22 protein-coding genes are annotated in these 22,261 nt (G+C 73.4%); 12 read left to right on the top strand and 10 right to left on the bottom strand.

The window, feature by feature from the left end; all coding sequences use genetic code 11:
* Window positions 1-187 precede the first annotated feature (187 nt).
* On the top strand, window positions 188-1,009 hold the full coding sequence (locus D1J60_RS10715) for a hypothetical protein (RefSeq protein WP_164720880.1): 822 nt from the start codon (window positions 188-190) through the stop codon (window positions 1,007-1,009).
* Window positions 1,010-1,083: 74 nt separating this feature from the next.
* Window positions 1,084-2,568: a PepSY domain-containing protein gene (locus D1J60_RS10710; RefSeq protein ID WP_125820938.1), complete on the top strand. Its 1,485-nt coding sequence runs from the start codon at window positions 1,084-1,086 to the stop codon at window positions 2,566-2,568.
* Between the two features lie 90 nt (window positions 2,569-2,658).
* On the opposite strand, the gene D1J60_RS10705 is transcribed toward D1J60_RS10710, so the two are convergent.
* Both D1J60_RS10705 and glnII read right to left on the bottom strand, forming a co-directional pair.
* Window positions 2,659-3,270, bottom strand: coding sequence for a winged helix-turn-helix domain-containing protein (locus D1J60_RS10705; RefSeq protein ID WP_125820937.1), 612 nt, complete (start codon window positions 3,268-3,270; stop codon window positions 2,659-2,661).
* Between the two features lie 551 nt (window positions 3,271-3,821).
* On the bottom strand, window positions 3,822-4,841 hold the full coding sequence (gene glnII, locus D1J60_RS10700) for a glutamine synthetase (RefSeq protein WP_125820936.1): 1,020 nt from the start codon (window positions 4,839-4,841) through the stop codon (window positions 3,822-3,824).
* Window positions 4,842-5,040: 199 nt separating this feature from the next.
* Here glnII and D1J60_RS10695 point away from each other — a divergent pair, with 199 nt between their 5' ends.
* The gene (locus D1J60_RS10695) at window positions 5,041-5,970 is read left to right on the top strand and encodes a Gfo/Idh/MocA family oxidoreductase (protein ID WP_125823962.1); all 930 of its coding nucleotides are present in this window, start codon (window positions 5,041-5,043) and stop codon (window positions 5,968-5,970) included.
* Here D1J60_RS10695 and D1J60_RS10690 read toward each other — a convergent pair.
* On the bottom strand, window positions 5,963-6,472 hold the full coding sequence (locus tag D1J60_RS10690; RefSeq protein WP_125820935.1) for a hypothetical protein: 510 nt from the start codon (window positions 6,470-6,472) through the stop codon (window positions 5,963-5,965). The two genes, D1J60_RS10695 and D1J60_RS10690, sit on opposite strands and share 8 nt — an antisense overlap.
* 605 nt (window positions 6,473-7,077) lie before the next feature.
* On the opposite strand from D1J60_RS10690, the gene D1J60_RS10685 reads away from it, so the two are divergent.
* Window positions 7,078-8,001 (top strand): GDSL-type esterase/lipase family protein, encoded by a 924-nt coding sequence (locus tag D1J60_RS10685; RefSeq protein ID WP_125820934.1) that lies wholly within the window; start codon window positions 7,078-7,080, stop codon window positions 7,999-8,001.
* 640 nt (window positions 8,002-8,641) lie between these two features.
* Here the strand turns inward: D1J60_RS10685 and D1J60_RS10680 are convergent.
* Together D1J60_RS10680 and D1J60_RS10675 are read right to left on the bottom strand one after the other, a co-directional pair.
* A complete protein-coding gene (locus D1J60_RS10680) occupies window positions 8,642-9,103 on the bottom strand; it encodes a hypothetical protein (RefSeq protein ID WP_125820933.1) in 462 nt (153 codons plus the stop codon).
* Window positions 9,104-9,221: 118 nt separating this feature from the next.
* On the bottom strand, window positions 9,222-9,734 hold the full coding sequence (locus D1J60_RS10675) for a MarR family transcriptional regulator (RefSeq protein WP_125823961.1): 513 nt from the start codon (window positions 9,732-9,734) through the stop codon (window positions 9,222-9,224).
* Here D1J60_RS10675 and D1J60_RS10670 point away from each other — a divergent pair.
* A complete protein-coding gene (locus tag D1J60_RS10670) occupies window positions 9,721-10,650 on the top strand; it encodes an alpha/beta fold hydrolase (protein WP_125820932.1) in 930 nt (309 codons plus the stop codon). The genes D1J60_RS10675 and D1J60_RS10670 overlap by 14 nt on opposite strands.
* Here the strand turns inward: D1J60_RS10670 and D1J60_RS10665 are convergent.
* On the bottom strand, window positions 10,619-11,830 hold the full coding sequence (locus D1J60_RS10665; RefSeq protein WP_241253207.1) for an alpha/beta hydrolase-fold protein: 1,212 nt from the start codon (window positions 11,828-11,830) through the stop codon (window positions 10,619-10,621). The two genes, D1J60_RS10670 and D1J60_RS10665, sit on opposite strands and share 32 nt — an antisense overlap.
* A 135-nt stretch (window positions 11,831-11,965) precedes the next feature.
* On the bottom strand, window positions 11,966-12,346 hold the full coding sequence (locus D1J60_RS10660; RefSeq protein WP_125820931.1) for an ArsC/Spx/MgsR family protein: 381 nt from the start codon (window positions 12,344-12,346) through the stop codon (window positions 11,966-11,968).
* Between the two features lie 106 nt (window positions 12,347-12,452).
* Here D1J60_RS10660 and D1J60_RS10655 point away from each other — a divergent pair, with 106 nt between their 5' ends.
* On the top strand, window positions 12,453-12,710 hold the full coding sequence (locus D1J60_RS10655; RefSeq protein WP_125820930.1) for a hypothetical protein: 258 nt from the start codon (window positions 12,453-12,455) through the stop codon (window positions 12,708-12,710).
* 63 nt (window positions 12,711-12,773) lie between these two features.
* Here D1J60_RS10655 and D1J60_RS10650 read toward each other — a convergent pair whose 3' ends face one another.
* Both D1J60_RS10650 and D1J60_RS10645 read right to left on the bottom strand, forming a co-directional pair.
* Window positions 12,774-13,742, bottom strand: coding sequence for a nuclease (locus D1J60_RS10650; protein WP_347147185.1), 969 nt, complete (start codon window positions 13,740-13,742; stop codon window positions 12,774-12,776).
* 52 nt (window positions 13,743-13,794) lie between these two features.
* Window positions 13,795-15,057 (bottom strand): PP2C family protein-serine/threonine phosphatase, encoded by a 1,263-nt coding sequence (locus D1J60_RS10645; protein ID WP_125823958.1) that lies wholly within the window; start codon window positions 15,055-15,057, stop codon window positions 13,795-13,797.
* Between D1J60_RS10645 and D1J60_RS10640 the strand changes: the two genes are divergently transcribed.
* From D1J60_RS10640 to D1J60_RS10630, 3 genes are all read left to right on the top strand, one after another.
* Entirely contained in the window at window positions 14,975-15,664 is a 690-nt protein-coding gene (locus tag D1J60_RS10640; RefSeq protein ID WP_125820929.1) for a VIT family protein, read from the top strand. The genes D1J60_RS10645 and D1J60_RS10640 overlap by 83 nt on opposite strands.
* 158 nt (window positions 15,665-15,822) lie before the next feature.
* Window positions 15,823-16,716, top strand: a complete 894-nt coding sequence (locus D1J60_RS10635) for a TIGR01777 family oxidoreductase (RefSeq protein ID WP_125820928.1) — start codon at window positions 15,823-15,825, stop codon at window positions 16,714-16,716.
* A 162-nt stretch (window positions 16,717-16,878) separates the two neighbouring features.
* Window positions 16,879-18,153: an NAD(P)/FAD-dependent oxidoreductase gene (locus D1J60_RS10630; RefSeq protein WP_125820927.1), complete on the top strand. Its 1,275-nt coding sequence runs from the start codon at window positions 16,879-16,881 to the stop codon at window positions 18,151-18,153.
* A gap of 63 nt (window positions 18,154-18,216) precedes the next feature.
* On the opposite strand, the gene D1J60_RS10625 is transcribed toward D1J60_RS10630, so the two are convergent.
* Window positions 18,217-19,656 (bottom strand): regulator, encoded by a 1,440-nt coding sequence (locus D1J60_RS10625; protein WP_125595524.1) that lies wholly within the window; start codon window positions 19,654-19,656, stop codon window positions 18,217-18,219.
* A 173-nt stretch (window positions 19,657-19,829) separates the two neighbouring features.
* Between D1J60_RS10625 and D1J60_RS10620 the strand changes: the two genes are divergently transcribed.
* From D1J60_RS10620 to lipA, 3 genes are all read left to right on the top strand, one after another.
* A complete protein-coding gene (locus tag D1J60_RS10620) occupies window positions 19,830-20,090 on the top strand; it encodes a hypothetical protein (protein WP_241253206.1) in 261 nt (86 codons plus the stop codon).
* Between the two features lie 76 nt (window positions 20,091-20,166).
* Window positions 20,167-20,979 (top strand): lipoyl(octanoyl) transferase LipB, encoded by an 813-nt coding sequence (lipB, locus tag D1J60_RS10615; RefSeq protein WP_125820926.1) that lies wholly within the window; start codon window positions 20,167-20,169, stop codon window positions 20,977-20,979.
* A 112-nt stretch (window positions 20,980-21,091) separates the two neighbouring features.
* Window positions 21,092-22,039, top strand: a complete 948-nt coding sequence (lipA, locus tag D1J60_RS10610; protein WP_007263733.1) for a lipoyl synthase — start codon at window positions 21,092-21,094, stop codon at window positions 22,037-22,039.
* Window positions 22,040-22,261: the final 222 nt, after the last annotated feature.

The raw sequence follows: 22,261 nt of genomic DNA, 5'->3' as shown, positions 1-22,261 counted from the left end.
CGTGGCGATGGGTTCACCGGTCCATGATCGGACACCGCCCTCTTGCGGGAGGCGGCGGGCCCCGTGAGACCATGACCGGAACATGACTGGATCCCCACCCCGTGCGCCGGTGCGCGGTACGCGGGCCGCGATGTTCGCGGCCGTGTGCGTGGCATTGGGTGCGGTGGGGCATTCGTACATGTCCGGGATGAATGTCCCCCTCGGCAGCCTGCTGGCCGCCTTCGCCGTCACCGGGGCCCTCGCCTGGGCCGCCGCCGGACGGCGCCGGGGACCGGCCGGCATCACCGCCGCGCTGCTCGCCGTACAAGGGGTCCTGCACATCGCCTTCTCCGCCGGCCAGGCCGCGGCACACGGGCACACCGCGCCCGCCCCCGCGGAACCGATGCCCGGCCACCACCACGTACCCGGCATGCGGATGGACGCCCCCACGGGCACCACCGCCGCGGCGGACGGCGCGGCGGGTGCCGGCGACATGGCGGGCGGCGTGGGCGACCTGGTCGACGGGCTGGGCGGCATGGGCGGCGGCGGCCTGGCCGACATGGCCGACATGGCGGGGCACGGCGGCCTCGGGATGATCGCCGCGCACGTCCTCGCCGGGGTCTTCTGCGCCGCCTGGCTCGCCTGGGGCGAGGCCGCCGTCTTCCGGCTCGCCCGCGTCCTCGGCGCCACCGCGCTGCTCGCCGCCCGGCCGCTCGCCCGCGTACTCGCGCTGCTGCCGGCCCGGCCGGCCCCCGAACCGGAACCGCCCGCGCACCGCCCGGCGTACGAACGCCCGCGCCGGCTGCGCGGAGCCGTACACGCCCACACCGCGGTCCGGCGCGGTCCCCCCGGGTGGCGAGACACCCACAGCACGGCCCCGAGGCCGTGCCGCCAGAGCCCCGCCCGGCCGACGGCCCCCGCCGCGTACGCACACCGCGTCGCCGCGGGCCGCCGGTGCGCCCCTTCGCGCGCGCACGCACCGGCCGGAGCGGCACCGGCGGCACCCGTCCCGCACCCCGCGCGCGCCTGACCGGCGCGCTCCGGACGCGGAACGGAGCGGAACCCGGGGCCGGTCCCCCCGTTTCGCCGAACCCTAGGACCGACATGTCCCTTGACGAACTCCAGCACGGCCCCGGCCGTGACGCCGACCCCGTCGACGTGGCCGACGCGGCCGAAGCCCCGGCCACGTCCCCCCGCCGCACCGGCGGGGGTTGGGCCGCGCTGCGGCCGCTGCTCCTGCGCATGCACTTCTACGCCGGACTGCTGATAGCCCCGTTCCTCTTCCTCGCCGCCGCCACCGGACTGCTGTACGCCGGCTCGTGGCAGGCCGAGCGCGTCCTCTACTCCCACGAGCTGACCGTCGACAGCGTCGGCGAGCGCGCCGTTCCGCTCGGCACCCAGGTGAAGGCCGCCCAGGCCGCCGCCCCCGAGGGCAAGGTGCTCGGCGTGTGGCCCGCCCCCGAGGCCGACGCGACCACCCGGGTCATCATGGAGAAGCCCGGGCTCGGGGAGGGCGAGACCCTCACCGTCTTCGTCGACCCCTACACCACCGAGGTCCGCGGGCAGCTCACCACCTCCGGTGACGCCCTGCCGCTGCGCGCCTGGCTGAGCGAGTTCCACGCGAGCCTCCAGATCGGGGAGTTCGGACGCAACTACAGCGAACTCGCCGCCAGCTGGCTGTGGGTCGTCGCCCTCGGCGGCCTCGCCCTCTGGATCGGCCGCCGCCGCGCCCGCAAGGCAGACCTCGTCGTGCCCGACCGCAAGGCCACCGGCCGCCGCAAGACCCTCTCCTGGCACGGCACCGTCGGCCTGTGGGCCACCGTCGGCCTCGTCGGCCTCTCCGCGACCGGCCTGACCTGGTCCAACTACGCAGGCGAGAACATCGGACAGCTCCAGGACCGACTCGGCGGAGCCACCCCCTCCGTCGCCGCCAAGCTGAACCCCGGCGCGGGCGCCGGCGCCGACGGCGGTGACGAGCACGCCGGGCACGTCATGACCGACGGCATGGAGATGCCCCCGCCCGCCCCCGTCACCGACATCGGCATCGACGGGGCCGTGGCCGCCGCCCGGGCCGCCGGAGTCACCGAGAGCCTGCGCGTCACCCTGCCCGCCAAGGGCAAGGGCTACGTGATCAAGGAGAACGACAAGACGCTGCCGGTCCACCTGGACTCCGTCGCCGTCGACCCCGCCGACGGGCGGGTCATGGACACGCTGCGCTTCGCCGACTACCCCCTGCTGGCCCAGCTGACCCGCTTCGGCATCGACCTGCACATGGGCCTGACCTTCGGGCTCGCCAACCAGATCGCGCTGGCCGCCCTCGCCGTCGCCGTGATGTTCCTGATCGTCTGGGGCTACCGGATGTGGTGGATGCGCCGCCCCACCAAGGAGGACCGCCGCTCGGTCGGCCGCGCCCAGCCGCGCGGAGCCTGGCGGAAGCTGCCGGTGACCGTGCTGCTGCCGTTCGCCTGCGCGACGGCGGTCGTGGGCTGGTTCGTCCCGCTGCTGGGGCTCAGCCTGGTGGCCTTCCTCGTGATCGACCTGGCCGTGGGCTTCGCCGCGCGCCGTCGCGGGGCGGACGCCGCCGCCTGACCGGTGCCCGAACGGCGGTGGGCCCGTACGCGCGAGAGCGGGTACGGGCCCACCGTCATGCCGGGCACGTAGGGCGCCGGCCGCCGGGCGTCAGGGGGTGTACTTGTACCCCACGCGGCGGACGGTCTGGATCGCGCCGCGGTGCGCCGCGCCCAGCTTGCGGCGCAGCCGGGCGATGTGGACGTCGACGGTCCGGCCGTCGCCGACGTGCCCGTAGCCCCACACCGTCGTCACCAGCTGGTCCCGGCTGTGGACCCGGTGCGGGTGGGCCACCAGATGGGCGAGCAGCTCGAACTCCAGGTAGGTCAGGTCCAGCAGCTCGCCGTCGACCTCGGCCGTGCGCTGGGCGGAGTCGATCCGCACGAGCGCGTCTCCAGTCGTCGTCGACGGCTCGGACGCAAGCTGGGCGTGAGGAACCGGTCCGGCGACGGGCACGGGGACGGACTGCGGGGCGAACGCGATCTGCTGCTGGTCGGCCGGTACGAGGACCAGGTAGCCGACCATCGGGGGCTGGCCCGGCAGCGTCGGAACGGCGTGCTGGGGCGCGGGCAGCCAGGTGGCGCCCGGCGGGAGCAGGTCCACCACCCGGGCCACCTCGTCCCGGTCCACGGCGCGCAGCCGGTGGCGGGGACTGGGCGGGAAGGGCAGCGGAGCGGTGGTCGCAGCGGAGGCGGCAGAAGCGAAGGAACGGGTGTTCGTCATGAGTGGTCAGCTCTTTCACGCGGAGTGATCGGCAGAAGACGTACGTGTGCATGTGCGAGTGCACGTAGTCGTTGCGTACCGCGCAGACCGAAGGCCCCGGGGCGGGTCTGGTGAGAGGGTCCCGGAGGCTTTAGAGGGCCGGCGCGTTCTCGGCGCGGCAACACACCCGGTCGAAGTCGTGATCCTGACGGGACGGCCAGAACGGCTCCAGGTCGCTGCGACCTGTCGGGAAGTACGAATGGCTGGCCATGGGCGCCATTGAAGCAGAAACCAGGAGCCTGGGGCAGGTGGTATCTCACCTGCTGGATAGCAATCTCATATTCTGTCGTAAAGTCTTCGTCACCCCGTCACAATCTCGACATACCGTCAACCGAAGACCCGCTTCCGCCAGTCCACCCCGGTCACCCGTACCGCATCCTGGACCAATCCGTCCCACACCCACGCCAGCCCCTGCGCCACCTCCGGGTCCAGCGGCGCCACGAGGTCGGACAACGGCCGCGGCGCCCGCCTCCGGGAGGGGAGGGTGGGTGCCGCGGCCGGTTCCGGGGCGGTCAGACCAGACCGTCCTTCTCCAGGCCCGTGCAGCAGGTGTCCGTGATCAGGCGGGTCACCACGTACGGGTCCACGTTCGCGTTCGGGCGGCGGTCCTCGATGTAGCCCTTGCCGTCCTTCTCCACCTGCCACGGGATGCGGACCGAGGCCCCGCGGTCCGAGACGCCGTAGCTGAACTCGTTCCACGGAGCCGTCTCGTGCAGACCCGTCAGGCGCTCGTCGATGCCCGCGCCGTAGTTCTTGACGTGGTCCAGCGGCTTGCTGCCCTCGCCCAGCGCCTCGCACGCCGCGATGATCGCGCGGTAGTCCTCGCGCATCGCCCTCGTGGAGAAGTTGGTGTGCGCGCCCGCGCCGTTCCAGTCGCCCTTCACCGGCTTCGGGTTCAGCGTCGCCGACACGTTGAAGTCCTCGGCCGTGCGGTACAGCAGCCAGCGTGCGATCCACAGCTGGTCGGAGACCTCCAGCGGGCCCAGCGGGCCGACCTGGAACTCCCACTGGCCCGGCATGACCTCCGCGTTGATGCCGGAGATCTCCAGGCCGGCGGCCAGGCAGTGGTCCAGGTGCTTCTCGACGATGTCGCGGCCGAAGATCTCGTCCGAGCCGACACCGCAGTAGTAACCGCCCTGCGCCGCCGGAAAGCCGCCCACCGGGAAACCGAGCGGGCGGGTGCCGTCGAAGAAGGTGTACTCCTGCTCGATGCCGAAGACGGCCTCCTGCGAGGCGAACTTCTCCGCCACGGGGCGCAGCAGCGCCCGGGTGTTCGACTCGTGCGGGGTCATGTCGATGTTGAGGACCTCGCACAGGACGAGGAGGTTGTTCCCGCCGCGGATCGGGTCCGGGCAGGAGAAGACGGGCTGGAGGACCCGGTCCGAGGCGTGGCCCTCGGCCTGGTTCGTGCTCGAGCCGTCGAAGCCCCAGACCGGCAGCTCCGCACCGTCCGCAAGGATCTTCGTCTTGGAGCGGAGCTTCGCCGTCGGCTCGGTGCCGTCGATCCAGATGTACTCAGCCTTGTAGCTCACGGGACCATCCTGACTCTGCGGGTGCTGCGGGACGCTGCGGTGTTGACCGCAGCGTGCCCCGTGGCGATTTCTCATCCGTTGCCCGTGCGTGAACCCCGTGTTACCGGGGTTTACGCCGCAGGTCGGGTGGCTTGATCGAGTCGGTCACCGTACATCCGTCCGGGTGCGGCAGACTGGGCGGGTGAGCATTTCATACGATTTGAACTCCGCCGGTGGCGCCCCGGACGAAGGCCCCCGGCGCCCCCGCCCCCGCGTCGGCCTGCTCGGCACCGGCCCCTGGGCCCGCCGCACCCACGCCCCCGCCCTTGCCGCGCACACCGGCTCCGAGTTCGCCGGAGTCTGGGGCCGCCGCCCCGAAGCCGCGGCCGAGCTCGCCGACGCGTACGGCGTGAAGGTGTACGAAGACCCCGACGCCCTCTTCGCCGACTGCGACGTCGCCGCCTTCGCCCTGCCGCCTGACGTCCAGGCCCCGCTCGCCGTGCGCGCGGCCGCCGCCGGCTGCCACCTGCTCCTCGACAAGCCCGTCGCAACGACCGTGGAGGACGCCCGCGCCGTCGCCGACGCCGCCGCGGCACACGGCGTCGCCTCCGTGGTCTTCCTGACGCTGCGCTTCGCCGAGCCGACCGCCGGGTGGGTCCGCGAACAAGCCGGGCGCTCCGGCTGGTTCACCGCCTCCGCGCACTGGCTCGGCGCCGTCTTCCCGCCCGACGGCGAGCCCAGCGCGTACGCCGACTCCCCCTGGCGCAAGGCCAAGGGCGGCCTGTGGGACGTCGGCCCGCACGCCCTGTCCGTCCTGATCCCCGTGCTCGGCGAGGTCACCGCCGTCACCGCCACCGGGGGCCCGTCCGACGTGGTCCAGCTGGCCCTGCGGCACGCCTCCGGAGCCGCCAGCACCGCCGTGCTCAGCCTGGGCGCGCCGCGCGCGGCCGCCGGGGTGGGCCTGGAACTGCGGGGGGCCGAGGGCGTCTTCTCGCTGCCGGACTGGAGCGACGTGCCGGGCGCCTACGGGCGCGCCCTGGACGCACTGCTCGACGCCGCCCGGACGGGGGTACCCGACCCGCGCGGGGCGGAGTTCGGGGCCCGGCTGACGGAGATCCTGGCCGAGGCGGAGGGGCAGCTGCCTACTTGATGACGGCGTTGGCGACGATGATCGCCAGCCCGATGGCTGCGTCGGCCAGGCCGATGAGCAGCGCGGAGGCGATCCGGTAGCCGACCCGCAACGCCACGAAGGACCCCCAGGCGAACAGCAGCGCGGTGTTCAGCCCGAGCCCGACCGCCGTCACCCCGTACGGCTCCCAGCCCGCGATCTCGGCGAGCAGGAGCAGGAGCAGGGTGGGGACGGTGGCCGCGATCATCGGCCACTCGTTCCACAGCGCCCGGGCCAGCAACCGCCACCGGTGCGCGGCGGCACCGGCCAGGTGGTCGGCCATGTGGTGCGCGTACCCGTGCGCGAGGGCTGCGGCGGCGGCGGTGACCAGGATCCAGGCGGCGTCGGCGAGCGGGGTGTAATGCCCGCCCCGCTCGTCCAGCGCGGCCAGCAGCGCACTGGCCAGCACGGTCCCGTACACCCCGCCGAACATCCAGTCGGCTCCCCGGCGGTGACGGGTGGGGCGGGATGTGGGCTGGGACATGGGGTGGTCCTTTGGTGGGGTTTCGTACTGTTTTCTCCTCGGGCCACCCTAAGGGGGACGGGGGTGGGGGCGGCGTGAAGGTGGGGGCCGGGTGCGGGTGCGGGTGGGCGGTGTCCCCCGGGGCGGTCTCATCGATGGTTGGGGGCTTCCCGTCAGTCCCATCGTCCTTCCGGTTCGGGCCGGTCCCTCAAGGGCGCTCCTTCGTCGCGTCGCTACGCGATGGCCTTCGGCCACCCTTGACCGACCGACCCGAACCGGAAAGCCGAAAGACTGCCGGGAAACCCCCAAAGAAACGGGACGGACGATCCTGGGAGGGGCGGGCGTCTCAGTGCTGAGGCGAGGGGTCGGTGGCCGGCCCGCCCGACATACGGGCCCTCAAGAGTCGAGATTCGGAGCCGGTGCGCGACTACCCGCACGAGAGGTCGATCAGAGCCCCCTCCAGACCCCCCAGGCGCGTCAGATCGCTACGCGCTCCTCTCGTCTCAGCGTCCGGCGACCGCCTGTGGCTGCTACCCGCACCGGAGGACGAACGGAGCAGCCCGGGATGCGCAGGGGGATGGGTACCTTGATCCACACAGCTGATCGATTCTGAAGAAAGCCTCATCGTGAGCGATTCGCGCCCCCACGTCCTCTTTTCGTTCGGCACGTTGATGGACCCCAAGGTCCAGACGGCCCTCTTCGGCCAGGTCGTACCCAGTCGCCCCGCCTCGCTGGCCGGGTACGCGACCAGGCCGCTGAAGATCACAGACCCGGACGTGATCGCCGCCAGTGGCCTCGACGTGCACCTGATCCTGGAGCGCAGGATCGGTGGTGTCGTCGACGGAGTCGTTCTCGAGCTCACTGACGAGCAGTTGGTGGCGGCCGACGGCTACGAGGTCGACGACTACGCGCGACGACGGGTGCTCCTCGCCTCCGGGGAGAGTGCCTGGGCGTACCTGGACGCGAAGCCGCTGCGGCCGGCGGCGCGGATCCTGATCGTGGGCGACAGCATCGCCTACGGGCGTTGCGACCCGGAGGGGGGATGGGCCGCCCGGCTGGCGGCTACGCACATCGCCGAGAACGAGGCCGCGCACCGGGTGTTCAACCTCGCCATACCCGGCACGACCCTGGCCGCCGTCAGCGAGCAGACCCCCGTCCTGTTGCGCCCTCGCCTGCCCGACACCATTCTTCTCGCCGCAGGGATCAACGACTCCGCCGTCCCCCTCGCGGCGCCGGACACCGACGGGCTGGCGGACATCGCGAACGGTCTCGACGCGCTGGCGGCCACCGCCCATGCGCACAACGCGCGCCTGGTCGTCCTCGGACCGATCTGGCTGGACGAGGAACGGACCGGGGACTACGAGGGTCTACGCTTCACCCGGGACCGGGCCCTGAAGCTGCGCGAATCCCTGCGGAGCTGGTGCGCCGACAACCACGTCGACTTCGTCGACATGTGGGAGCCCCTGCGCGACAGGCCCGGCCTCCTCGTCGACGGCATACACCCCAGTGGCGAGGGCCACCAGGCGCTGTACGAGTACCTCGTCGGCTGACCGCTTCAGTCGTTTGCCGCCCACGCGCTTCCCGCCCGTCCTGACCACCCTCTGGTGCAGGTATCAGCCACAGGCGGTCGCCGGCCGCCGAGACGAGGGGAGCGTAGCGATCCGTCGCGCCCGTCGGCTCCCTGCGCTGCTCCGTTCGTCCTCTCGTGCGGGTATCAGCCCAGGACGGCCGCCGGACGCTGAGAGATGAGGAGTGCGTAGCGATCTGACGCGTCTGGGGGCTTCCCAGGTCGCCCGGATCGACCTTTGGTGCGGATTGTCGCGCCCCTGGACCGGAATCACGGACATAGGGAGCCGTATGTCGGGCGGGCCGGCGCCCGGCCCCTCGCCTCGGCACTGAGGGACCCGCTCCTCCCAGGATCGTCCGTGCCGTTTCTTTGGGGGTTTCCCGGCAGTCTTTCGGCTTTCCGGTTCGGGTCGGTCGGTCAAGGGTGGCCGAAGGCCATCGCGTAGCGACGCGACCGAAGGGAGCGCCCTTGAGGGACCGGCCCGAACCGGAAGGACGATGGGACTGACGGGAAACCCCCAACCCTCCCTGAGACCGCCCGAGGGGATCCCGCCCCCGGCCTCCCCCGTACGCAGGGAAAGCCCCGCCCGATCCCGGACGAGGCCCTCCCCCAACCCCCTCCGCTCAGTCGCCGGTGTTGGTGGCCCAGACGGGGCGGCCCGAGCCGTCGTAGACGACGGCGTTGCCGTCGTCCTGGACCGCGAGGTAGCGGCCCTTGGACCAGGTGCCAGCTGCCCACACGGGGGTGCCGGAGCTGTCGTAGACGACGAAGTTGCCGTCCTCCTGCATGACGGCGGTGGCGGCCTTGGGCCAGACGTTGGGGGCCTGCCAGGCCGGGCGGCCGTCCTTGTAGAGGACGAAGTTGCCGTCCTCCTGGACCCGGAGGACGGTCCGGCCGTTGCCGGAGGTCCAGGCCTGGTTCTGGCGGATGGTGGAGGGGGCGTAGAAGTGGGCGTCGCGCCGGAGGGCGTTGGCGGACGCGGCGGCGTTGGCGGGGGTCGCGTCGGCGGCCGGCACGGCGGTCAGGACGGGCAGGAAGGCGAGGGCGAGCGCGGGCAGACCGCGCCTCACGAGGTTCTTGATCATGCCGACCGTTCTAGGCGCCCCGCACCTGCCCGCGACAGCGCAGAAACGACGCCCTCACCCGTTCGGCCCATCCCTTTCACCAGCCGAAACGCCACTTCGCCTCCGGCGCGCGCGGTCCTCAGGCCGTGAACGCCTCCCTCGCCGCCGTCAGGAAGGCGTGGATCGTGGTGCGTTCGGCCGGGGAGAGGGGGGTCAGGGCTTTCAGGACGCCGTTCAGCATGGGGCCGAAGAATTCCTGGCCCAGGGTGACGGCTTCCGGGCGGACGCGGATGAGGACGCGGCGGCGGTCGGCGGGGTCGCGGACGCGTTCCACGTGGCCCAGGCGCTCCAGGCGGTCGACCACCGACGTGGTGCCGGCCGAGTTGAGGCCGAGTCGCGTGCCCAGGAGGCCCGGGGTGGCGGGTTCGGCGGCGCGGGCCGCGTCCAGGAGACAGATCAGGGCCCGTACGTCGGTCGGGTGCATGCCGTTGGCGGCGGCGAACTCCGCCTGGCGGAGGCCGAATTCGACGGTCACCGCGCGCAGCAGGTGCACCAGTTCAAGGTTGTCGTCCACGTCGCTCCGCTCTAGGATCTCTCGCTGGGCGAGATTATCGCTCAGCGAGGGATTGGAGTCGACCGTGTCCCGCACCATCACCTCCCGCACCGCCACCTCCCGCACCACCTCCTTCCGCAGCGCCTACGACCAGGCCCTCGCCCGGTGGCCCCTCCCCGTCGAGGCCGTCGACGTGCCCACGCCGTACGGGGTCACCCGGGTCAACAGCTTCGGGCCCGTCGATGCCGCCGCGCCGCCGGTGGTGCTGCTGCCCGGCGGTGGGGCCAGTTCCGCCGGGTGGGGGGCCTGTGCGGCGGCCGGGCTGGGGCGGGACCGGCGGGTGCATGCCGTGGACCTGGTGGGGGAGCCCGGGCTCAGCGTGCCGGCGCCCGGGCGGCCGGTGCGCCGGGTCGGGGACCTCGCCGCCTGGCTCGACGCGCTGCTCGACGGGCTCGACGGGCTCACAGGCCTCGTCGGTGGCCCCGTGACCCTCGCCGGGCACTCCTACGGGGCCTGGATCGCCGCCCACGTCGCCGCGCGGCGCCCCCGGCGGTTCGACCGGCTCGTCCTGCTCGACCCGACCCGGGTCTTCGCCGGGCTGCGCCCCGGGTACGTGCTGCGGGCGCTGCCGATGCTGGTGCGGCCCACCCCGACGCGGGTCCGGTCCTTCCTGGCCTGGGAGACCGGCGGGGCGGCGCTCGACCCCGTCTGGACGCGGCTCCAGGAGGCGGCGGCCGCCTTCCCCGCCGTGCGGCCGGTCACCGGTCCGCGCCCCGACCTGGCCCGGCTCGGCGGGCTGCCGGTGGAGGTGGAGGTCGAGGTCCTCTTCGCCGGGCGGGCCCGCTGCCATGACCCAGGCCGGGCTGCCGCCGCCGCGCGGCGGGCGCTGCCGGGCGCGCGGGTCGACGTACTGCCCGGGGTGTCGCACCACGCCCTGCCGCTGACGGCGGCCGCCGAGATCGCCCGGCGCCTGGCGGCCCCGGTCAGCCGGCGCTCGGCTTCGGGCCCTTCATGACCTTGCTCAGGGCGGCCAGGCCCTGTTCCTTCATGCCGCGCACGTAGTCCCAGCCGTTGTGGTCGCCGCCCTGGATCTCGTACAGGTCGATCTTGATGGGGCCCTTGCCGTTCTCGCGCTGGAACTTCTCCAGCCGGTCCCGGCCGCCCTCCTTCGTCCCGTACTGGAAGTTGACGTAGACCTCCGGCCCCTTCGACTGGATCAGCTTCTGGGCCAGCTTGGCGGGGTCGTTGGCGTCCATCTCCGCCTTGTTGTTCTTCCACAGCGGGGAGTCGGGGGCCGTCTCGCCGCCGTTCGCGATGACGCCGCGGAACTTCTCGGGGTGCTGCATGACCTGCTTGAGGCCCACGAAGGCGCCGGAGGAGTTGCCCATGATGGCCCAGCCGTCGCGGGACTTGTACGTCCGGAAGTTGGCCTTGGCCAGGTCGGGGACGTCCTCGGCGATCCAGGTGCCCATCTTGGGCTGCCCGGGGATGTCGGAGCCGTCGTAGTAGTTCTTGTTGTCGGGGTTGAGCAGCGGCATGACCAGGATGAAGGGCAGGCCCGTGCCCTTGGCGGAGGACTCCGCTATCGCCTTCTGGAGGCCGATGTTGGGCATGGTCGCCCAGTAGTTGTCGGGGTAGCCGTTGCCGCCGGGGAGGGCGATCATCACGGGGAAGGCGCTGTTGGCGTACTTCGCCTCGTCGTACTCCTTGGGCGTCCACACCCAGACGTCGCCCTCGAAGCCGGACTTGGCGCCCTTGAGGCGGGTCTTCGATATTCGGGTGCCGTCGTCGAGCTTGGTCGACTGCTTGAACTGTGAGGCGGGGCCGGTCGGCAGCGACACGTCCGGGTCGGGGCCGTTCGCGGCCGCGCCGCCGCCGGAGGCCGCGCCCGCGCCCTGGGCCGGGGTCTTGGGCTTGGCGAAGGTGACGTCCTCGCCGTTGCCGTCGAACCAGTCCGTCCCCCAGTACGCGTAGCCGCCCCCGCCGGCGAGCAGCGCGGCGACCACGGCCCCGCCGATCCAGAGCTTGGCCCGGGACCGCTTGGGGCGGGGCGGGCCGAACGGCGGCTGCCCGCAGTGCACGCACAGCTGCTCGGGGCCGGCGCCGTGGCCCATGGGCGGGTGCCCGTACGACGGCTGCGGCTGCGGCTGCGGCTGCTGCGCGTACGGCGATGTCTGCGGGTACTGCTGCTGCAACGAACTTCACTCCGAGCGGTCGGGGCTGCCCAGCGGGCGAGCGGAGGTATCTCCCTGTCAGTCTTGATGGGAGAACGTACCTTCCGGTTGCAGAACAGGCAGAATTTGCCGCATTTGTTCACCTATCGGTGACCATTAGCGGCCCCCGCCCGACCGAGAGAGCGCGTCGCGGACGGCCTCCTCCGAGCGGGCTACCACCGCCGTGCCGTCCTCGGCGGTGATGATCGGGCGCTGGATCAGCTTCGGGTGGGCGGCGAGGTGGGCGATCCAGCGGGCCCGCGCCCCGTCCGTCTCCTCGCGCGGCAGGTCCCGTACGCCGGTCTCCTTCGCGAGGGCGTCGGAGGTGCGCGTGATGTCCCACGGCTCCAGTCCGAGGCGGCCCAGCACCTCCCGGATCTCGGCCTCGGACGGTACGTCCTCCAGGTAGCGGCGCACCGTGTAGTCGGCGCCCTCCGCGTCCAGCAGGGTCAGCGCGCTCCGGCACTTCGAACAGGCGGGATTGATCCAGATCTCCATGCCCGCAAGGGTAGTCAGACTCTGTCCGGCCAGGGCTTTTGTCAGTGCCCGCCGGTAAAATCGAAGGAGAACGACAGGAAGCCAACTACCGTTTGGGAGGCTGTAGATGGCCGCTGCCGCGATCATTTCGATGCCCAAGAAGAAGCCGCTGCCGGCGGGCCTGCCCCGCGAGTGGTACGAGAACCACAACCGCCGTCTGAAGGCGATGCGGCTCGCGATCTCCCTGCTCGACACGGGGACGTACGACGCCAAGCGCGCGACCAACCGCAAGATACGCACGATGGCGGTGCGGGTGGGCATCCGCCGCCCGTCGAACGTCACCTGCCGGATGGTCCGCGCCTTCATCGTGGCCAACGGCGGCTGACGCACGGGTGCGCAGGCGGGGGCGGCGGCCGGCCGGCCCGGGGAAGTGCCGGCGGGCCGCCGCTCACCGCTCCACGAAGACGACCTCCGTCGGGCCGTGGGTCATCCTCACCACCTGCCCCTCCACCTCGACGATGTGGTGCATGCCGCTGAAGACGCCCGGCCTGCCCTGGAGGTGGAACCGGTCCTCCCACGCCCCCGCCAGGTAGGCGCGGAAGCAGGCGAGGGACGGGTTCCCCGGCTCCAGGTCCAGGTAGTCCTTCAGCCGGCGGAAGAGCTTCGGGAGGATCACGGCCCCCTGGTCGCCGGTCAGCGAGGACAGGGAGACGACCTCGGCCCCCCTGAGGGTTCGGTCCTCCTTCCACACGCCCTTGCCCGTCTCCCGCGCCGCCGCGGCGGCCGAGGTGAGGGACGCGCGCAGCACCTCGGAGAAGCCGCTGTAGTAGGTGGGGTAGACCAGGCCGTCCTTGATCAGCTGGTAGTTGACCGTCTTCTCCAGCACCGCGTCGTCCACGTCGACCTCGTAGCCGTTGAACGCGGGCGGCAGGCCCTTGCCGACGAGGGCCACGCACCGGCCGTAGACGTCGGCGCCGCGGGTGAGGATCCAGCCCTGGACGGTCTCCGGGATGGTGCTGGTGATCTTCTCGGCGTCGTCGCCGGCCGTACCCCCGGTCCCGGTTCCTGCCCCGGTCCCGCCGCCGGTCCCGGTCCCGCCCCCGGCCGTGTCCCCGGCCCGGTGGAAGTCGGTGAAGCCGACCGCCTTCAGCAGCGCGTCCGCGGCCGCGTGTGCCAGGGCCAGGGGCTGGTGCTGTACGCCCGAGGGCGAGTCCTTGTCGCCGTAGTGGGTCTCCAGGGCGTCGATGCTCTCGAGGCGGATGGAGGCGCTGCCGAAGGCCCCTGGCACGACCGGCCTGGCGCCCGGCACGCGCTTCCAGTCGCTCACGTCGTCCGGGGTGAAGGAGAGGGTGTCCCCGTCGGGTTTGGTGCCCTTCGCGCGGAAGGTTCCCCTGATCAGCAGCATCGGCATGGACATGGCGGCTCCCACGGGTGTCGGGACGAGGACGCACAGTGCATGCCCCCTGAAACTAGGCGGGCCCCGCCGCGCCCGGCAACCGCTGTTCGGGCGACAGCAGCAGCAGCGCCACGTCGTCGCGCGGGCCGCCGGCGGTGAAGGCCGCGAGGTCCCGCCACACCGCCGGTACCAGCCCCGCCGGGTCGTTCGCCAGCACGGGGACCCGTACCGCCAGCGGGTAGAAGTGCCCGGCCGCGTCGCGGGCCTCGGTGACCCCGTCGGTGTGCGCGAGCAGCCGGTCGCCGGGCAGCAGCGGCAGCTCGGCCACCGCCGGGAGTGCCGGCCCGGTCAGGCCCAGGCCCAGCGGGGGCCCCGGCTCCACGGCCACCTCCGTGACCGTGGGCCCCCGCAGCAGCAGCGCCGGCGGATGCCCGCACGACACGACCCGTACGAGGTCCAGCGCCGGCGGGAACTCCAGCAGCAGCGCCGTCGCGAACAGCTCGGGGTGCGCCACGCAGTCCGCGGCCGCGTCCGCCGCCAGCCGCCGGTCCAGCCGCGTCGCCACCGCCGCGAGCCCCCGGTCGTCCAGGACCGCCTCGCGGAACGCGCCGAGCAACGAGGCCACCGTTCCGACGGCCGCCAGCCCGTGCCCCTGCACGTCCCCGACCACCACCCGCACCCCGTACGGCCCGGCCCGTACGTCGAACAGGTCGCCGCCGACCAGCGTGCCCCGCTGCGCGGCCCGGTACAGCCCGGCGCAGCGCACCCGGCCCACCCGCTCCGGCACCGGCGGCAGCACCGCCAGCTGGGCCGCCTCGGCGACCGTACGCACGCTGACCAGCTGGGTGTCCCGGCGCCGCCGTACCCAGGCGATGACCATGCTGAGCAGTCCGACGGTGGCCACGGTGGCCAGGTCGCTGCCGCGCGCGTGTCCGACCCGCAGCTCGGGGACGCCGAGCAGGAGCAGCACGATCGCGGCGAAGACGGCCGTGCCGGCGGGCCCGTAGGCGAAGGCGGCCACGGCGGGCAGGGCCGCCAGGAAGTAGCCCAGCTCCTCCGTGCGGGTGGTCCACTGGGTGAGGCAGAGGGCGACCAGGGCCACCGCGGGCGCGATCCGGGCCCAGCGCGGCGGCGGTGCCCCCTGCAGCCAGCCCGGCTCCTCCCGTCCGCGTCTCACCCCTCCACCCTGGTACGGCGGCCCGGACCGCGCACGCCGGGTGGCCCTGCCGGGCGCGCGCCGCGACAGTGGTGGCGTGACGGATACGCGGAGCGCGGCGATCAGCACCCGGCTGAACTGGCTGCGGGCGGGGGTGCTCGGCGCCAACGACGGCATCATCTCCACCGCGGGCCTGGTCGTCGGCGTGGCCGGCGCCACCACCTCGCGCACCGCGATCCTCACGGCGGGCGTGGCCGGGCTCCTCGCCGGCTCGCTGTCGATGGCGGCGGGGGAGTACGTGTCGGTCAGCTCGCAGCGGGACTCCGAGTGGGCGGCGCTGGAGGTGGAGCGGCGGGAGCTGGCGCAGGAGCCGGAAGCGGAGCTGGACGAGCTGACGGAGCTGCTGGCCGCGCGGGGCCTGAGCCGCGACCTGGCCCGGGAGGCCGCCGTGCAGCTGACGGAACGGGACGCGCTGCGGGCGCACGCCCGGGTGGAGCTGGGGATCGAGCCGGACGAGCTGGCGAACCCGTGGCACGCCGCCTTCGCCAGCCTGCTCGCCTTCACGGCCGGGGCGCTGCTGCCGCTGCTGGCGGTGGTCCTGCCGGGGGCGTCGTGGCGGGTGCCGGTGACGGTGGTGGCGGTGCTGGGGGCGCTGGCGCTGTGCGGGGTCGTCAGCGCGCGGCTGGGCGGGGCGCCGGTGCCGAGGGCGGTGCTGCGGAACGTGGTGGGCGGGGCCGTCGCGATGGCCGTCACGTACGCGGTGGGCACCTGGCTGGGCTCGGCCTGACCCTTGCCCTGGCCGGGCGGGGACGGGTCCGCTCCGGGGGCTCCGCCCCCGGACCCCCGCGCCTCGAACGCCGACGGGGCTGGGATTCGCTGCGCACCGGCGGTGGAGGCCGGGGAGCCGCGCGGGCGGGGCGGCGGAAACGGGGAAGACTTGGGCGCATGCGCATCGCCATCACCGGAGCCTCCGGACTCATCGGCAAGGCCCTCGTCCGCTCCCTCCACGCCGACGGCCACGACACCGTCCGCTTCGTGCGGCGCGACCCCGCCCGGGAGGGGGAGGCGCGCTGGGATCCGCGGAGCGGGTACGTCGACCCCGCCGGGCTGCGCGGGTGTGACGCCGTCGTGAACCTGGCGGGGGCCGGCGTCGGCGACCACCGCTGGACGGAGGCGTACAAGAGGGAGATCCGCGACAGCAGGGTGCTGGGGACCGGCGCCCTCGCCCGGGCCGTGGCGGCGCTGGACGATCCGCCGGGGGTGTTCGTGTGCGGGTCGGCGGTCGGGTACTACGGGGACACGGGGGAGCGGGCCGTCGACGAGTCCGCCCCCGCCGGGAGCGGGTTCCTGCCTTCCGTCTGCGTCGAGTGGGAGGCCGCCGCCGCCCCCGCCCGGGAGGCCGGGATCCGGACCGTGTCCGCCCGTACCGGGCTGGTGGTCGCCGCCGGGGGCGGGGCCTGGGGGCGGATGTTCCCGATCTTCAAGGCGGGCCTCGGGGGGCGGCTGGGCAGCGGCCGCCAGTACTGGTCGTTCATCTCCCTGCACGACGAGGTCGCCGCCCTGCGGTTCCTGATGGAGACGCCCGGCCTCGACGGGCCCTTCAACCTGACCGCCCCGCAGCCCCTGACCAACCGTGAGGTCACCGCCGCCATGGGCCGTGTGCTGCGCCGCCCGGTCGCGTTCGCGGTCCCCGCCCCCGCCCTGCGCCTGGCCCTCGGGGAGCTGTCCCAGGACGTGCTGGGCAGTCAGCGGGCGCGTCCGGCGCGGCTGTTGGAGTCCGGGTTCACGTTCACGTACCCCGGCATCGAGGAGTCGATCAGGGCGGCCATCAACGAGTAAAGGCGGGAGCAGGGGTGTGATCGTGTGCGACCGTTCGTGACCCGTGTGCGACCGTCGTGCGACCGGATCTGTGCGCAATCCCCAGCCGGACTCGGGTTCTCCCGGAGCCCGTTGGGGGAAGGAGGATCCCCACACAGCCGCGCCGACCTCGGGGAGGGGCACGTGCTCAGCAGCTCACACCATGCCGCACATCACGCGGACGTCGTCATCGTAGGAGCCGGAGTCTCAGGACTCGCGGCCGCGCACTACCTGATCGCGGCAGGGGTCACCGTCAGCGTCCTGGAGACCGCCGACGACCCCGGCGGCCGCATGGCCACCGAATCGGCCGACGGGTTCCGGCTCGACCGGGTCGGCCAGCTCCTCAACACCGCCTACACCGAACCGGCCCGCACCCCGGGCCTCACGGGACTGGTCCTGCGCCCCTTCGCCCCCGGCGTCCTGGTGCACGGGGCCGACGGCAGGCAGCAGCGGGCCGGGGCCCTGACCCCCGCCCGCGCGCTCGCCAGCGGCTCCCTCGACCAAGCCCGCTTCAGCGCCGCGCTCGGCCGGCTCGCGGCGCTGCCCCTGGACCGCGTCCTCGCCCGGCCCGAACGCACCGCCCTCGCCGCCCTCGGCTCCCGCGGCCTGCCCCCGCGCACCGTGACCGGCGTCCTGCGCCCCCTGCTGTCCACCCTGCTCCGCGACCCGGAGCTCACCACCTCCAGCCGCGTCGCCGACCTCGCGCTGCGCACCTTCGCCAGAGGCCGCCTCGCCGTGCCCGAGGGCGGCGCGGCCACCCTGCCCGGCATGCTCGCCGCGGCCCTGCCGCCCGGCACCGTCCGCACCGGGATCCGCGTGCGCTCGGTGGCGACCAACCTCGTCACCACCGAGGAGCACGGCGACTTCGGCTGTCGCGCCGTCCTGCTCGCCACCGGCGCCCGGGCGGCCGCCGAACTCCTCCCGGGACTGCGCGTGCCGGCCTTCCACGAGGTCACCGTCATCCACCACGCCACCCCCGAACCCCTGCCCTGGGACGGCTCCCTGCTCCTGGACGCCGACCCGAAGTGGCCGCTCGCCCACACCACCGTGATGAGCGCCATCGACCCCACTCGGGCCCCCGCCGGCCGCAGCCTGGTCACCACCACCGTGCACGGCCCGCCGCCGCCCGCCCGGACCGTCGCCTCCCGGCTGGCCCGGCTGTACGACACCTCGACGCGGGACTGGGAGCCGCTGGCCGTCCACCACACCCCGGAGGCCGTCCCGGCGATGCCCCCGCCCCACGACAGGCAGCGGCCCGTACGCGTCCTGGCCGGGCTCTACGTCTGCGGCGACCACCGCGACTCCAACACCGTCCAGGGCGCCCTGCACTCCGCCCGCCGCGCCGCGACCGCCCTGCTGCGCGACTTCGGCATCCCGCTGCCCGCCCGGCCCGAGCCCGCCCTGCCGGCGGCCGCCTGAGACCACCGGCCGCGGGCCCGGTCCCCCCGGGGGCCGGGCCCGTGGCCGCCCCCGGCCGCCCCGTCAGCTGAGCGCCGACACCCGGTCCCGGTACGTCCGCACCGCCGCCGCGTCCCGGTACGGCTCCAGCCGCCGCTCGAAGTCCCGTACGTACTCCACCGCGCGCACCGACCGCATCTCCATCGCCTGCTGCGCCGCCTCCGCCCCCAGCGCGCACGCCTGGTCCAGCTCGCCCAGCCCCAGCCGCGCCGTGGCCAGCACCACCCGGCAGAACAGCCGCGACCGCGCGAACCCGGGCGCCCTCAGCTGGAGCGAGCGCTCCGCGTGCTGCGCCGAGGCCCGGTACTGCTGGAGGTCCCGGTGGCAGTGCCCGAACTCGTCCGCGAGCTGCCCCTCGTCGAACAGCCGCGCCCAGTGCGGTACGTCGTCCCCCGGCCGGGCCGCGCCCAGCGCCCGCTCCGCCCGCACCAGCGAGGCCGTCGCCGCCCGCACCTCGCCCAGCACCGCGTGCCCCCGCGCCTCCGAGGCGTGCAGCAGCGACTGCACCACCGGCGGCGGCCCCGAGCCCACGCCCTGCTGGGCGACCCGGGCCAGCTGCACCGCCTCCCGGCCGTGCCCCAGGTAGACGGCCTGACGGCTCATGGTGATCAGCACGTACGACCCGTACGGCCGGTCCCCGGCCGCCTGCGCCAGCCGCAGCGCCTGGACGAAGTACCGCTGCGCCAGCCCGTGCGCGGCGATGTCGTACGAGGTCCAGCCCGCGAGCCGGGTCAGGTCGGCGGCCGCGGCGAACAGCCGGCGCCCGGTGGTCTCCCCGTAGGTGCCGCGCAGCATCGGCTCGGCCTCGTGCTCCAGGTACCGCACCAGGGCCTGGCGGGCGTGGCCGCCGCCGTAGGTGTGGTCCAGGGTCCGGAACAGCTCGCTGACCGAGCGCAGCGCCGCGATGTCCCCGCTGGTCACCCGCTGTCCGGGCCCCCGGTCGATCTGCCGCTGCCGGGGCACCGAGGTGCGGCCCTGGGTGGGGACCCGGTGCGCGGCGGGGTCGGCGCCGCGGCCGACGCGTTCATCGGCGCGTCCGATCAGCCAGTCCCGGCTGGGCACCACCAGGCCGGCCGGGGTGAAGGCGATCTTGCGGAGCTCGGCGTGGGAGCCGGAGTCCTTGCGCCACAGCCCGCTCGCGATGTCCACGGCCTCCTCCGGGGTGGCCGCGAACTCCAGCCCGGCGTAGACGGGAGCGCACGCGTCCAGGCCCAGATCCTGTGCCGACAGCCGCCGCCCGAGGCGGCGCGTGAAGACCTCCGCGATCAGCGCCGGGGTGGTGCCGCGGGGCTGCTGGCCGCGTAGCCAGCGGGTCACGGAGGTTTTGTCGTACCGCAGGTCCAGACCGTGTTCCAGACCGAGCTGGTCGACACGGCGGGCGAGCCCGGCGTTGGAGAACCCGGCTTCCGCGATCAGTGCCGCGAGCTGCCGGTTGGGGACACGCTGGGCAGGTCGTTCGGTCATCGGCTCCACGGTTTCCGTACGTGACGGACCGGGGTCCCGGCCCTGTGAACGGCGTGAATGTAGCGGCCAACTCCCCTCACACCGCCCTCTCTGCCCCACATTCATCCGATCGTGTGCAGAATGGGTAGGGCTCTTTACGGACCGACCCGCTTGGTCCGCGTACTCTGCGCCACATGACCAGCCGTCCCCACGGGGCGTACCTCCCCGACCCGTCCGCGGAATCCACCGCCCCGCTGCCCGCCCCCGAGATCACCGAGGCCGAGTGCCGCCGCTGCGGCACCCTCATCGCGGGGCTGGACGGGCGGTACGCGTGCGGGGTGTGCGGCTGGGTCAACGACCACTCCGAGGGCCACCGCAGGCTGCCCCGGGCCGACGAGGACCCGGACCGGCCGGCCGCGGGCCGCAGGCGCCCCCGCCGGACGCCGGGGGCCTGAGGGGCCGCGCACGGGTCGCCGTACTCTTGAGCGGTGCGATAGGTGCACACAGCAGGTTCAACGAGGAGGCGCTGCGGTGACTGAGCTTCGGTTTGTCCATCTGGGCTTCGGGCCGGAATCCGTCGAGTACACCGCGGCCTGGGAAGAGCAGCGCCGGGTGCACGCGGCCCGCTTCGCGGACGAGATCGACGACACCTGCCTGATGGTGGAGCACGAGCCGGTCTACACCGCCGGCCGCCGCACCGACCCCAGCGAGCGCCCCCTGGACGGCACCCCGGTCATCGACGTGGACCGCGGCGGCAAGATCACCTGGCACGGCCCGGGCCAGCTGGTCGGCTACCCGATCATGAAGCTGCCCCGCCCCGTCGACGTGGTCGCCCACGTGCGCCGGCTGGAGGAGGCCCTCATCCGCACCGCCGCCGAGTTCGGCCTGGAGACCACCCGCGTCGAGGGCCGTTCCGGGGTCTGGGTCCTCGGCGACCCCGTGGAGCATCGCCCGGCCATAGGCGGCCTCTCCCTGGACTTCAGCGTCCCCGCGCCGGACCCGCGCACCGGCGACGACGAGTTCGACGCCCGGCTCCACGGCCCCGAGTACGCCCCCTCCAACGCCGGCCAGCGCCGCGAGGACCGCAAGCTCGCCGCCATCGGCATCCGTGTCGCCAAGGGCGTCACGATGCACGGCTTCTCCCTGAACGTGAACCCCGACAGCACCTGGTTCGACCGGATCATCCCCTGCGGGATCCGGGACGCCGGTGTGACCTCGCTCTCGTACGAACTGGGCCGCGAGGTCACCATCGCCGAGGTGCTCCCGGTCGTCGAACGGCACCTGAAGGACGTGCTGGAGCACGCCGAGCTGCGGCCCCGCGAGATCGAGGCCGCCGGGGCCTGACCGGGCCGGGGGAATGCCTCCGACCGGCCCCCGGTTGGCGGACGTAAGAGCGTACGAATTTACGGGCGTACCCTGGTGGGCGCCGAAGAATCGAAGTCACAGGGAGCCGGTCGTGTCCGCAGTCGCACCCGACGGACGCAAGATGCTGCGCCTGGAGGTCCGTAACAGCCAGACCCCCATCGAGCGCAAGCCCGAGTGGATCAAGACCCGGGCGAAGATGGGCCCCGAGTACACCAAGATGCAGGCCCTGGTGAAGGGCGAAGGACTGCACACGGTGTGCCAGGAAGCCGGCTGTCCGAACATCTACGAATGCTGGGAGGACCGCGAGGCCACCTTCCTCATCGGCGGCGACCAGTGCACCCGGCGCTGTGACTTCTGCCAGATCGACACGGGCAAGCCCGAGGCCCTGGACCGGGACGAGCCCCGCCGCGTCGGCGAGTCCGTGGTCACCATGGACCTGAACTACGCCACCATCACCGGCGTCGCCCGCGACGACCTGGCCGACGGCGGCGCCTGGCTGTACGCGGAGACCGTGCGCCAGATCCACCAGCAGACGGCCGGCCGCGAGGGCGGCCACACCAAGGTCGAGCTGCTGGCCCCCGACTTCAACGCGGTCCCGGAGCTGCTGGAGGAGGTCTTCGCCTCCCGCCCCGAGGTCTTCGCGCACAACGTCGAGACCGTTCCGCGCATCTTCAAGCGCATCCGCCCGGGCTTCCGCTACGAGCGCTCCCTCGACGTGATCCGCCAGGCCCGCGCCTACGGCCTCGTCACCAAGTCCAACCTGATCCTGGGCATGGGCGAGGAGCGCGAGGAGGTCTCGGAGGCCCTGAAGGAGCTCCACGAGGCCGGCTGCGAGCTCATCACCATCACCCAGTACCTGCGGCCCTCGCCGCGGCACCACCCCGTGGAGCGCTGGGTGAAGCCGGCGGAGTTCGTGGAGCTGGCGAAGGAGGCCGAGGAGATCGGCTTCTCCGGTGTGATGTCCGGCCCGCTGGTCCGGTCCTCGTACCGCGCGGGCCGCCTGTACAACCAGGCGATGGAGAAGCGCGCCGCCGTCTGACCCGGCCCGGCCGCGCGATCCCCGGCGGCCGAGCATGACCGTGCGTGAGTGTGAACTCACGCACAATACCTACCAATCGGTAACACCGCATCGACGCGGCCCCTAGGCTCTTTTCGTGTGAGGAGCCCGGCGGGTCGCGTCTGTGTTTGCAACGTGTCCATCACATTTGACCGACCGGTCATGCCCTGGTAACACCAGTCAGTGACGCTGGATCCACGCACC

This window comes from Streptomyces sp. W1SF4, assembly GCF_003950035.1.
Lineage (GTDB): Bacteria > Actinomycetota > Actinomycetes > Streptomycetales > Streptomycetaceae > Streptomyces > Streptomyces racemochromogenes.
Note: the sequence above shows the minus strand (reverse complement) of the source record. Positions and strands in the feature narration are given on the sequence as shown.